The organism is Vibrio sp. MMH1-50 (genome assembly GCF_022347645.1).
GTDB classification, from domain to species: Bacteria; Pseudomonadota; Gammaproteobacteria; order Enterobacterales; family Vibrionaceae; genus Vibrio; species Vibrio harveyi.
In genome coordinates, this window is record NZ_JAKRGG010000026.1 from 60,115 (window position 1) to 72,723 (window position 12,609).

Consider the following 12,609-nt stretch of genomic DNA (forward strand, 5'->3'; position numbering starts at 1 on the left):
GTAATTTTCCTTATTTAAGGGACGAAAACCAAGAATTTATCTTCTTCAAGAAAGCGGGTTTGCTCTATTTCGACAGATACATCCTTAGTGGTGAAGTTATATGGTCTTTCATGAGAAACAAATCGAACTAAACGTTGAAGAGGGCGCATTGCATCATGTGCGCCACCAGCTCTAAATATATTATTCATCCCAGATTCAACGATTCTTTCTACCCCTTTTACGGCGAATGCATCTCGATATTTCTTGGAAGATTCCCATGGATAAAAAGAAATCGTTTGTGTTTGATGTTTTTCTATATATTGAACAACATCATCAACCTTATTTATTTTGTGGACATAAACGCAACGACTTAATGGATGGTTATATTCAACCCCGGGCTCTGACTCGATGATCATCCAGTTATTTTCCGGTTCTGATATAACTTTCAAACCAGAAAATTGACACTCAAGACGAGTCATAGAAAATAAAGCTTCATCATCAAAACTTTGTTTTGATTTTGGTAAAACTTCTTGATAGAGATTCAGTTTTTCAACAAGTTTTAATTTAAATTCTTCATACTTATCTCCAGAAAAGTAAATATTCTGAGTAGAAAAGCAGGCATTTTGGTCATAAAAGCAAATATCATGGGCAACACCCGAGGCGGCTTCTTCTAGATCGGCTGGATGGTCTAACACGGTAAAACTCTTCTTTGGACCAAACTTCAAAACATCGATATGTGAAGGAGAATGCTTAACCGCCCAATCAATGGCATCCCGCCCCCCCCAAGCAACCACTGCATCCATATGACTGAGTAACTCTTCAGCGAGTGTCGTATCCGATGCATGAGGCCAATACAATACGGAGATGGAACGAGAAATTGGATGATTCGGATCGACGTCAATAAAGCTCATCGCTAGCGCGTGGGCAGTAAAAGGATCCGATGCTGACATTCTCACAATACATTGATTTCTCGTCAGTATGCCTCGTAGTATTGAGGTCACACCGGAGAGAGGAACATTCCCCGCAAGCAAATGCATCGTGCGTCCTTTAGGAAAAGCCCTCACATAACACTCACCCTGCGGTAGCCATTCATCTTGTATATGCGTTGAGCCAAGCTCGGTATCAATAATGTCGTAGAGCGCACTCTTAGAGCAAAGGATCATTGCAATCCAATTTGCTTCTAGTTTCGCCATTTGTGGTGAATACCCCAAATAAGTAATAAGAGACCGAATATATGCCCTTCTTCTTGAATATTCTTCGCTCTTCCAACGCTGCCCCGTTGTATAAAGAAAATTGATGATGTTATTAATATTTAGATCATTTAAATAATCATGATTCACCATCTGGGTTAAATGAACATTATTAAAGGAATCAATCTTAACTTTTTTCTCTTCAAAACTGATCTCAAATCGATTTTCTTCAGTAGAAATAATTTGTCCATTTACTATTAAAGGTAAGTGTTTTTCCATATCAAGAGCTTCTCTTTTAAATTTTGGAAAACACTAATTCCTTGGATCATTTTTTTAAAGTTAATTAAAAACTTTTAACCAAATACATTAAACAGATCAAAGTAACGAGAACTATTATCACTTAATTTAATTATAGTTCTTCTTATCTATAATTAGTCGTAACACTTAACAAATAACTAAACTTCAAACACTTTAGTTTTTGATTTTATCAGCGCTATTAAACACTAGCGGAATCATACTCATAAATATTGCATAAATTATTAATGTTATTTGTAACACTATAAATAAGTAATGATGTTTAAGTAGTTGTTACTACTAGATTTAACTGTAATTCCTCAATAATACCCTCTCAGCCAAAGTAGTACTTTCGGTGAAAAAGTATGAACTTCATGAGAAATCACTAATGGGGTACTTCCTATTGGCGAGTGTACGAGTTAGATGTGTGACAGTGTACGTGCGGAACTCTTTGCAAAGCGCAGGTTTTGAACTCGGATTTACCCGCTTAAAGCGATTGTCATTTTGAGATTCATATTAAAAAAAATAAAAAACTTACATCTAAAGTATTGATATTAAGGGCATTATCAGTTGGCACATTCCTTTCATTGCATATATCACGAACCAATGAGAGGGCGAATTATGAAAAGGACATCACTGTTACTTGGGACTTTAATGGCAAGTGCATATGCACAAGCCACGCCGTTCGACACCTGCCCAAGCAAAGCATACCTGTTTCAATCAACCCCAGTTCAAATCTATGGCGTCAATTTGGTTACAGGTTCTACTACTCTTTTAGAGGACGACACGGGTTTAGCTTCGGGTATTAACGGCGTGGGCTTTGACTTCACTGACCGTTACATTTATGGCTACGACACTACGAACAAAAAGATAGTTCGATTAGGGAAAGACTTTCAAGCAGAAACACTGAACGTTTCCGGTCTACCTACCGATCACACCTTCTTTGTGGGTGACGTCTACAATCACGTTTACTATTTGTACCGTAAAGGGAAAGGTCTATTCTCCATTGATCTCTCCCCACTAGACTCGGATCCAAACGCAACATTAAACATCGTAAAGATTAGCTCGACGGCGACTGTCAACCTTACCGACTTTGCGTTCCATCCCGGTGACGGTTCTCTTTATGGTATCGACAACAACTCTGGTGTCCTATACCAGTTCAATCCATCAAATGGCAATGCAACTGCAATCGGTGATACTGGCGAAACAGGCACATTCGGCGCTGGTTATTTCGATGTAAACGGCAACTATTATGTATCACGTAACCAAGACGGTAAGATCTATCGTATCAACTTGTCTTCAGAAAACGCCGCTAACATTGCAGCAGGGATTGTTCCGGCAGTTGAGTTTGTCTCAAACGGACCAAGCTCAAGTCAGAATGATGGTGCACGTTGTGCAAATGCACCTGTTATTGATGAAGACGATCCTATCGATTTTGGCGATGCACCCGATAGTTACAGTACAACTCTAGCTTCTAACGGACCTCGTCACGAAGTCGACGACGTAACTTGGCTTGGTTCTGTCGCCCCAGATGGTGACGCTGACGGTCAAGCAAATGATAACTCCGTGGGCACAGCAGATGAGGATGGTGTTGGTTTTGTATCCGCGCTTGATCCTGGCTTAAGCTCCATTGTGAATGTCACCGCCTCCACTTCTGGTTATCTGTCTGCGTGGTTTGACTGGAACCGCGATGGTGACTTTGATGATGAAGGCGAACAGGTCTTTACCGATGAACTGCTTTCAGCCGGAAATAATCCACTGCCATTCGTTGTTTCTACTGCGGCAACAGAAGGTTCGAGTTGGAGTCGATTCCGCTTCAGCCAACAAACTGGGTTGAATTACGACGGTGGTTCGACATCTGGTGAGGTCGAAGATTACCCTATTGCGATCACGGGAAATGGGTATTCTGTTGAATACTTCCCAAGTGCAGAAAGCTTCGCCACCGTTGCTTATGAAGATAACTGGCCCTACACAGCAGACTACGACATGAATGACGTTGTCGTGACTTTCCAAATCACGGAAACCAGCTTAGATGGTCATGTAGAGAACATCCAAATCACTGGTGACTTGGCTGCGTACGGTGCAGACTACAAAAATGGGTTCGCCATCCGCTTACCGGGCATCTCGAGAAGCGCGATTGAAAATGGTCTCACAACACTCTCTTTTAATGGCATTGAGCAGGCGTCCAACGGGCTAGAAAGCATTTCTGACGAAGCAATATTCATCATTAGTGAAGACTTGAGCCAACATGCCTCGAGCGGTTGTAACTTCTTTAGAACAGAAGCTGGGTGCGACGACAGCGTGTCTCTCACCTTTACTCTAAACGTCTACTTTACTGAAGGCTCTGACCGTTCATCCATACAAGCGATGCCTTACGACCCGTTCATCTTCGCGACTCCAGGAACTTACCATGGTGACGGCATTACTTTCCAACCAGGACGTAAGTGGGAAGTTCACTTAGCCGACCAAGCGCCAACAGAGCAATTTGATGACCAAAACCTCTTCGGTGTTGGTGTGGACGCAAGTAACCCTTCACAAGGTGTGTACTTTAAAACTGCGAACAACCTACCTTGGGCACTATTAATCGTTGAGGATTGGGATTGGCCACTTGAACGTATCGATATGGTTGAGGCTTATCCTCAGTTCAAAACATGGGCTGAATCTGCTGGCGAGCTAGGTACAGATTGGCATACCGCTCCAACACCAAACAAGTGCTACATTCCATAGGGAGAGAACATTATGAGAACTTTAATTACAATCATCATGGGATTAGCTTTAACAGCATGTGGCGGCGGCGGTGGTGGTGGAGGCGGTACGAGTGCCCCCCCTCCACCGACACAGACTGCAGTGCCAGATGAAGATCCTACAATGCAAGATCTTGAAGTGCCCGATGGCTTTAACTACGACCCTGTAATACAAGGCTCATTAAATGTGGATATCAGCGGTTTCTCTTCACAGCGTGCACACCTAAGCGTTTACAAAGATTTCAAAGAGAGTGGTTCTGGGAAATATGACGCAAGATACCCGAGCAAAGTGGTCTCTGTACCTCTGAATAACGGAACCGCAAACTTTGACTTCAACGTCTCAGACAGCCAAGGGAATCTTCTAGTAGAAATCTGGTTTTATGATGGCTCGGACCCAATACAAAAAGTGATTTCTTCAGGTGATAGCAATTGGATTCTTTAGCCAAAACAAACTGAAAACGTGAAGATAGAAAACAACTCACACTTAAAAATCGCATCGTTCTTTTGAACATGCGATTTTTTTGTTGTAAAACAGTAAGATTATTAATGCGGCGGGAAAAATACGTTGGACAACCCCAAAACCTACATCTTGGCTTTTGTTAGTGCCATTGTTCTGTTGTATTTGGCTCTATGGCTAACGTCCTCAGAAGAAAAACAGTTAATTACAGCGGAAGTTATATCGAACACCTTAACGCAATCACTGGACGGTCAAAGACGTTACTTAACAGTAGAATCTGAAGTTTTGGGGCTCAAACGAGTCGCAGTACCCACAAATGTTCAGTGTTCAGAAGGTGCTATTGTCACATTTAGCCAAGCGACTGATTCTCTCTTCGAGCAACCGCTCACGTTTATAAACTGCGAATGAGCTTAAGCTGTTCACGCCAAAACATTCCATACTACTGTGAGGAAACTAAAGACGATGCAAGCACTGATCACAACAGATGAACTCAAAGAGCTCATCAGCCAACCCAATGTCAAACTCTTAGATGCCAGCATTGCTTTTCAAATCCCATCAGAAGGCAAAAAGATCAAAGATAAATGGATACCTAACACTTTGCGCTTTGACTACGACAACGACTTTTGCCTACCTAACTCCAACCTGCCTCACATGATGCCAACAGAGCAAGGCTTTAATAGCAGTGCTCAACAACTTGGGTTAAATAACGAAGATGTGATTGTGGTGTATGACAATTCCGGCACTCTTGCCGCACCAAGAGCTTGGTGGATGTTCAGAGCGATGGGTCATCACAACGTATGCATTCTAAATGGGGGGCTTCCGGCTTGGGTTGAAGCAGGACTACCCATTGTCGATACCTTGTCTCAACCAACAGAGATTGGCAACTTCACAGGTAAACTAAACCCAGATGCATTCTTAAGCGCGCATACCGTGTTAACCCATTCTAATAACTGCAGTGCAAATATTGTCGATGCTAGAGCTAAAGCCCGCTTCCTAGGTGAAGTTCCTGAGCCAAGAGAAGGGTTACGCAGTGGACACATTCCTAATTCAGTTTGCTTGCCGTTTCAAGAACTCTTAACGGACGGTCACATTAAGCCAAATTCCGAGTTGCAACAGATATTTAGCCGATTAACATTAGACAGTGATAGTTCAATCATTTTTAGCTGTGGTTCCGGTGTGACCGCGTGCATTTTGTTGCTCGCCGCCTATCAAATTGGTCTGCAGAATTTATCAGTCTATGACGGCTCTTGGACTGAGTGGGGTGCCGATGAAACCCTACCAATCGAGCATTAATATCAGGAGCAGTAATACGATATGATCGGCTTAAAGAAGAACATTTGGACGCTATATCTGACACTTTTTACCATCAGTGTCGGTTTGTTCTCTCTGTTTGGTCATTATCATTATCAATCCATACTCGATAAATACAAAGACAAGCAGCTCTTGCAATTAGAGCTGTTTGCTTCATCTGTACAGTCACTGTTTAAAGGACAAGAAACCTTACTGGAAGTTGTCGGTCACCAATTGATTGAACAGAACGACTTTACTCGAACCGCCTCATTGCAAATGCGACCTCTTCTGGATGAGCTGATGGATATCCACCCAGCGATCGCCGCATTTGGTCTTACAAACCCACAAGGCGATTATTTAGCGATAAGCTCGAATCTGGACCTACAAAAACTGCGTAACTTGAAGCAAGATCCTCAAACAAGAGGAACGTTTGAAGCCGCACTACAGTCTGATCACATGGTGGTTGGTAGAACTTACTTTATGCCTGCGCTCGACTCTCTTGTTATCCCCATCCGAAAAGCTATTCGAGATAAAAATGGTAAGGTTCTCGCGGTGATGACGGCGGGTTTCAACATGAACTCCTCTTTGGTTTTTCGAAGCGACGTTCACGCAAATGAACACAATCGAGTGTCATTAAATCGTGAAGATGGTTATCTAACCTTTACTTCGGCTGAACAAGCAAACCTCAACAGTTACAGCCATCCTGCTGACGGGCATACCAAGGCTATCGTTTTCGAACAGATCGAAAACAAGTATGGATGGAGCCGAGATACAGTCAGAACACTTGCAAGCGCAGTAAACATTGTTGCTGATGACCCAAGAATTAATCAACTGGTCACATTGAAATACCTACCAGATTATAAACTTTGGGCATCGTCTTCGACGGATCTTCGGTATATCCAGAGCGGTTTTTTCGATCAGTTCGCACTATACTCGCTCGTGTTCCTATTTATTCAAGGTGGGTTCTATGCGCTGGTTCGTTCCATTGCGAATAATGAATTGGGTACCCGACGAAAGCTCTTATATCAAGCGCATCATGACCACCTCACGCTACTCCCAAATCGAGAATATCTGCGTGCACATATTGGACAATGGGTGAATGGCTCAGCCACGCCATTTAGCCTGATGTTTATCGACATCGATAACTTTAAATCCGTGAATGACACCCATGGTCACGAATTTGGGGATGAGGTATTGAAGCTGATCGCACAACGCTTAAAGACCTTTGGTTGTGATGGTCGTCTGATCGTTCGAGAAGCAAGTGACGAGTTTATACTGCTTGTTAACCAAACCGACGAAGGTACGGTGAGATCGTTGGCAAAAGAGCTGATCAATTACCTATCCGAACCCTACTTAGTTCAAGAAAACCAATTTCTGTTGAGTTGCAGCGTCGGTATTGCTCTTTACCCTTCTCACGGTCAAAACTTAGATGCCTTGCTTCGTTCTGCAGATATCGCTATGTATCAAGCAAAAAAAGAGCGCAATGCATACAGTATTTTTGACCAACAAATGCAGGCAAAACACCTTCACAAGATGAAGATGGAACAACGTTTAAGGTTAGCGATAGAACGACAAAATCTATTCTTAGTTTATCAACCGCAATTGAACGTTAATGGCAAAATTTATGGTGTTGAAGCCTTGGTGCGTTGGCAAGATGAAGAGCTTGGGTTCGTCCCACCCAATGAGTTTATCCCAGTAGCGGAAAGTTCAGGTCTGATGGTGAGATTGGGGGAGTTGATTATCGAGAAAAGCTTGATCGACATGGCTCGCCTTACGGAAATGGCAGCGCAGCCAATTCAGATGTCGATTAATATCTCGGTAAAACAGTTTATTCAAATAAACTTCATTGACGACTTAGTGGCGTTAATAGACAAATACAAAGTCGATCAACACCGAATCACGCTTGAAATCACTGAGAACTTATTCATTGAAGACCTCGATAAGTTCGCACCTATTTGTGAGCGCTTGCATGCGCTCGGTTTTAAAATCTCTCTCGACGATTTCGGTACCGGGTACTCTTCCCTCTCGATGCTAAGAGCACTTCCGATTGATGAAGTCAAAATTGACAAGAGCTTTATTGATAATATCGAAGATGATGAAAAAGCACTTAACATGGTGCAAAACATCATTGCGATTGGTAAGAACTTTGGCATGAAAGTTCTCGCGGAAGGCGTAGAGACTCGTCAGCAACGTGATCAGTTAGCCGCGTGTGGCTGTGACTTGATTCAAGGATATTTCTACTCTAAGCCATTACCTTTCAAACAATTAATCGAATTCTCTGAGCAAAACCAAAATGAAAAAGCCGTCGCAGAATAACGACGGCTTTAAGAACAAACAATAATGTGACGTTTTACAGATTAATTCTGCATTTCCTTATACATCACTTCAACAAGCTCGCCTTTCGGATCACCTGATAGCTCCCACGTAAAGATGCCACCAAGATTCGTTTGCTTTGCCCAATCCGCTTTGGCTTTGATAGAGCGTTGATCTTCGAATGAAATGAACACTTTTTTCTCAGGGTTCCATAAATAAGGGGCTTGAGATTGTTCATCGTACTTATATTCGTAACCTTGTTTTGCGCTGTAGTTCTTCATAAGGTCCCAAAACATGAAGTAGCCATTCTCACCAGTACCAAACTGCGCGCCTTTCTCTGACAATAAATCTTGAGTTGGTAAACCACCGGAGAAATCTTTGGTTCCTTGCCAACCGCGACCATAAAACGCGGCACCAATCACCAACTTCTCACTAGGAATACCCAGCTCAATCATTTGATTAATGAACACGTCAGCGCCCATGCCCCACCAACTGCGGTCGGTGGCATGCAAGTTTGTTGTGTGCCCTGTTTGTTGTCCCCAACCACCAAGGAAGTCATACGTCATGGCAAACATATTGGTTAAGTAGGGCTGCGCCGCTTTCCAATCAATGCCCGCGGCTTTTGGACCAACACCCACTGCTGTTGAAAGCTCGTACTCGCGCTTGGTCTTTTTCGCTAACGCGTCTAAATCACCACGCATAGTCTTAACTAGGTAAGTGAAGGCATCACGCTCTTGTGCTTTTTGCTCATCCGTCAGCTTGGTATCTGGGTTCCAAGGAGACGTAGTCAAGCCGCCACCTCCTGGATACTCCCAATCCAAGTCAATACCATCAAAGAAATCGTATTGAGCAACCAGCTCGACTGCTGTTTTAGAGAACTGATCCATCGCTTGCTGGTTTTTTGCCATCGCGTGGAAAGGTTCAGACATGGTCCAACCGCCAAAAGAAGGGAGAATTTTCAGATCAGGGTGTTGCTTCTTAAGTTCGGCTAATTGAGCGAAGTGCCCTTTATATGGAACGCCGACAGAGACCGGACCAAAGTCTTTTTCAAGTGCCGCCTCGGTATCAACCAGAATCGCGGTATACGGCTCTTTACCTTCACACTGTTTTGCGACCAGTTTTTGTACGGTTTCTGAGGCACCAGTGTGAGGGCCACACATGCTCAAAAACGCGTAGATAATATGAGTCAGGTTATCAGCCGGAATATCTTTAACCGTATAAGGGTTGTCTGCGTTTGCATACTGCCAGTCAGCAAAATAGCCTGCGACGACTTTTTGCTCGGCGTGCGCTATGCCCGTTAACCCCGTAAATAAAGCAGCTGCGAGAAGTGTCTTTTTCATCGTTTCCTCCAGAGTAATTAACTACAAATTACTCCTGAGGATTATTTTTAACTTGGAAACGAAATCAGGTTGCGAGTCATTTATAAATCCTCATCACCTGATTACATAGTTTGCATATTATCTGTGCTAAACCTCTGATGCACTGTTGCCGTGCATCTGCTCATCCAAGTTAAGAACCGTCAGTGCGTTACTTACGCTGGTTGCAATCACATCAATGGCTCCGGTTCTTAACGCTCCAAGTAGCGCCAATGGCTTACTGTTTTCAGCTGCAATCGCAATCACTTCTGCAATAGGTCTAAATTCTTCAATACCCAAGCCTATGACACGGTCACTCATCACCGTATTTGCTACGTTGCCGTGAATGTCAAAGAAGTCATAACCGGCAAAGTCCCCTACGACACCTTGCATCAAGCGAGATTGAACCACTTCATCTGGAGTGAACCAACCAAGGTCAACCATGTAGCTGTTTTCACTCATATCACCGATACCAACAAGAGCTACATCCGCTTTGCGCGCCAAGTCCAAAGTTTGCTTAACCGTGGCATTTTGCATAAAGGCGACCTTCTGCTCGCGGTTTTCAGCATAGGCAGGCGCGTATAGGGTTTCCGATGTGCCGCCGTATTTCTTGGCAAATTGTCGGCATATATGGTCGGCGTTGAACATACCGCCACGAGGGTGAATCCCGCCGATACCGCACACAAACTTACAATCGCGCGGCGTAATAACACCAATGTGGTGAGCCACAGAAGATACGTTACGCCCTTGCCCTACTGTCACCACCATGCCGTTCTTAAGAGTACTCGTCAGGTAATTAGAGACTAAACCAGAAACTTGCAGGCGTTGCGCTTCTTCATTAGGTTGGTCCAAAGCAACCAGTGCTCGCTTCACACCAAAGCGCTCGATGAGGCGCTGCTCTATCTTGGCACTGAACACAGGGTGATATTTTACGGTAATCTCAACAATGCCTTCGTCACGAGCCTGTTTCAGCATTCGCCCAACTTTGGCACGTGATATGGAAAATTTTTTCGATATCTCTTCTTGTGTCGCACCATCTTGATAATAAGCAACGGAGATCTCCGTCAACAAGTCTGTACTTTCAATAGAAATATCTTGGTTAGAACTGCTCATGATTTTTCTCGCCCTTTTAGAGGATCGACATTGTATGCATTAGTGAGCATCTGCTCATTGACTTAGCATATGTTACCTACCAATTTTACTGCGACATTTGCTCACTGCAATGACATTTTCTCACTATGTCTTTTTATTAATCTCACTGCTGCTCAAGCCTTGAACAATAAGGGCAAACGTTTATTTGGGTCACGCTCTGAACACACAGCAAAAAAACGTTGATGAACTTCACTTAAAGTCGGTTTCGACGATTGACTTTCAGCATGGATAGGATAAATATGGATTCATCATTTACTCAGCTACCGATCAAATGTTCAAAGCAAATGTTCGGTACCGAAATTTTCCGTAGTTGGCTGAGCAGATGTCTCGTTAATTATGATGAGACGATTAGCCGACACGCTTGCAAATGCACAAGCTGTGGTACTCAAAACCACACTTAAGCCCATTTATATAGGATGATCGATTATGAGCAACAAGTTAGAGCAACTTCGTAAACTAACAACTGTAGTAGCGGACACTGGTGAAATTGACGCAATCAAAAAGTACCAACCTGAAGATGCAACAACGAACCCATCTCTTATCCTAAAAGCGGCTCAAATCGAAGAGTACGCACCTCTAATCGACGCTTCTATCGAATACGCAAAAGCACAAAGCAACGACAAAGCACAACAAGTACAAGACACTTGTGACATGCTTGCAGTAAACATCGGTAAAGAGATCCTAAAAACTATTCCTGGTCGTATCTCTACAGAAGTAGATGCTCGTCTTTCTTACGACACAGAAGGCAGTGTTGCTAAAGCGCGTCAACTTGTAAAAATGTACAACGACGCAGGCATCACTAACGACCGTATCCTAATCAAACTGGCTTCTACTTGGGAAGGTATTCGCGCTGCAGAGATCCTTGAAAAAGAAGGCATCAACTGTAACCTAACGCTTCTATTCTCTTTCGCACAAGCTCGTGCATGTGCTGAAGCAGGTGTATTCCTAATCTCGCCATTCGTTGGTCGCATCATGGACTGGTACAAAGCGAAAGAAGGTCGTGACTTCGAAGCTTCAGAAGATCCAGGTGTAATCTCAGTAACAGACATCTACAACTACTACAAAGACTACGGTTACAACACGGTTGTTATGGGCGCAAGCTTCCGTAACATCGGCGAGATCCTAGAACTTGCTGGCTGTGACCGTCTAACTATCGCTCCTGCTCTTCTTGCTGAGCTAGAAGCTGCTGAAGGCGAAGTTGTAGAGAAGCTAGTTGATTCTAAAGGTTCTAAGGAGCGTCCAGCTCCAATGTCTCACGCTGAGTTCCTATGGGAGCACAACCTAGACGCAATGGCTGTTGAGAAAGTAGCTGAAGGTATCCGTAACTTCGCGGTTGACCAAGGCAAACTAGAAGACATGATCGCAGCTAAGCTTTAATTGCTTACCAAAAGCGAGTAGCCAGCCTACTCGCTTTTAGCATCAGCGCTTTATTCAAAAAATTCTATTTGAACTTGTTCCGACGAGTTCCCTCTATTTAAATCAAATATCGAGAAGTAACTACTATGGATCGTAAATACCTTGCAAATGCAATCCGTGCACTAAGCATGGACGGTGTTCAACAAGCTAACTCTGGCCACCCAGGCGCACCTATGGGTATGGCTGACATCGCTGAAGTTCTTTGGCGCTCTCACCTAAACCACAACCCATCAAACCCAGAGTGGGCTGACCGTGACCGTTTCGTACTGTCTAACGGTCACGGCTCTATGCTTATCTATTCTCTACTGCACCTTGCAGGCTACGAGCTATCTATCGACGATCTTAAGAACTTCCGTCAGCTTCACTCTAAGACTCCTGGTCACCCAGAGTACGGCTACGCACCTGGTATCGAGACTACA

Annotated in this window: 9 protein-coding genes and 1 pseudogene; 7 read left to right on the plus strand and 3 right to left on the minus strand. The window is 43.6% G+C overall.

Going from position 1 to position 12,609, the window contains the following annotated elements:
• Positions 1-14: 14 nt before the first annotated feature.
• Positions 15-1,448: a long-chain-fatty-acyl-CoA reductase LuxC gene (gene luxC, locus MHO32_RS17705; protein WP_239213270.1), complete on the minus strand. Its 1,434-nt coding sequence runs from the start codon at positions 1,446-1,448 to the stop codon at positions 15-17.
• A 636-nt stretch (positions 1,449-2,084) separates the two neighbouring features.
• Between luxC and MHO32_RS17710 the strand changes: the two genes are divergently transcribed.
• The 5 genes from MHO32_RS17710 (at position 2,085) to MHO32_RS17725 (ending at position 8,270) form a co-directional block, all read left to right on the plus strand.
• Positions 2,085-4,190, plus strand: a complete 2,106-nt coding sequence (locus MHO32_RS17710) for an LruC domain-containing protein (RefSeq protein WP_033007705.1) — start codon at positions 2,085-2,087, stop codon at positions 4,188-4,190.
• A gap of 12 nt (positions 4,191-4,202) precedes the next feature.
• Entirely contained in the window at positions 4,203-4,649 is a 447-nt protein-coding gene (locus MHO32_RS17715; RefSeq protein ID WP_239213272.1) for a hypothetical protein, read from the plus strand.
• Positions 4,650-4,772: 123 nt separating this feature from the next.
• On the plus strand, positions 4,773-5,072 hold the full coding sequence (locus MHO32_RS25845) for a hypothetical protein (RefSeq protein ID WP_336246163.1): 300 nt from the start codon (positions 4,773-4,775) through the stop codon (positions 5,070-5,072).
• A gap of 54 nt (positions 5,073-5,126) precedes the next feature.
• Positions 5,127-5,957 carry a sulfurtransferase gene (locus tag MHO32_RS17720; RefSeq protein WP_017190754.1) on the plus strand — a complete coding sequence of 277 codons (831 nt, stop codon included), beginning with the start codon at positions 5,127-5,129 and terminating at the stop codon, positions 5,955-5,957.
• Positions 5,958-5,978: 21 nt separating this feature from the next.
• Positions 5,979-8,270 carry a bifunctional diguanylate cyclase/phosphodiesterase gene (locus MHO32_RS17725; protein ID WP_239213274.1) on the plus strand — a complete coding sequence of 764 codons (2,292 nt, stop codon included), beginning with the start codon at positions 5,979-5,981 and terminating at the stop codon, positions 8,268-8,270.
• Between the two features lie 41 nt (positions 8,271-8,311).
• On the opposite strand, the gene MHO32_RS17730 is transcribed toward MHO32_RS17725, so the two are convergent.
• Entirely contained in the window at positions 8,312-9,607 is a 1,296-nt protein-coding gene (locus tag MHO32_RS17730; RefSeq protein WP_009697289.1) for a glycoside hydrolase family 18 protein, read from the minus strand.
• A 126-nt stretch (positions 9,608-9,733) separates the two neighbouring features.
• Positions 9,734-10,735, minus strand: a complete 1,002-nt coding sequence (locus tag MHO32_RS17735) for a sugar-binding transcriptional regulator (RefSeq protein ID WP_005452372.1) — start codon at positions 10,733-10,735, stop codon at positions 9,734-9,736.
• Between the two features lie 465 nt (positions 10,736-11,200).
• Between MHO32_RS17735 and tal the strand changes: the two genes are divergently transcribed.
• Both tal and MHO32_RS17745 read left to right on the plus strand, forming a co-directional pair.
• Positions 11,201-12,151 carry a transaldolase gene (gene tal, locus MHO32_RS17740; RefSeq protein ID WP_005425862.1) on the plus strand — a complete coding sequence of 317 codons (951 nt, stop codon included), beginning with the start codon at positions 11,201-11,203 and terminating at the stop codon, positions 12,149-12,151.
• A gap of 125 nt (positions 12,152-12,276) precedes the next feature.
• A pseudogene (locus tag MHO32_RS17745) lies at positions 12,277-12,609 on the plus strand (transketolase); the annotation flags it as partial.

Bases quoted from the DNA above. Each gene is read 5' to 3' on its own strand.
- luxC (WP_239213270.1), bottom strand. From the start codon at position 1,448: ATGGAAAAACACTTACCTTTAATAGTAAATGGACAAATTATTTCTACT.
- MHO32_RS17710 (WP_033007705.1), top strand. From the start codon at position 2,085: ATGAAAAGGACATCACTGTTACTTGGGACTTTAATGGCAAGTGCATAT.
- MHO32_RS17715 (WP_239213272.1), top strand. From the start codon at position 4,203: ATGAGAACTTTAATTACAATCATCATGGGATTAGCTTTAACAGCATGT.
- MHO32_RS17720 (WP_017190754.1), top strand. From the start codon at position 5,127: ATGCAAGCACTGATCACAACAGATGAACTCAAAGAGCTCATCAGCCAA.
- MHO32_RS17725 (WP_239213274.1), top strand. From the start codon at position 5,979: ATGATCGGCTTAAAGAAGAACATTTGGACGCTATATCTGACACTTTTT.
- MHO32_RS17730 (WP_009697289.1), bottom strand. From the start codon at position 9,607: ATGAAAAAGACACTTCTCGCAGCTGCTTTATTTACGGGGTTAACGGGC.
- MHO32_RS17735 (WP_005452372.1), bottom strand. From the start codon at position 10,735: ATGAGCAGTTCTAACCAAGATATTTCTATTGAAAGTACAGACTTGTTG.
- tal (WP_005425862.1), top strand. From the start codon at position 11,201: ATGAGCAACAAGTTAGAGCAACTTCGTAAACTAACAACTGTAGTAGCG.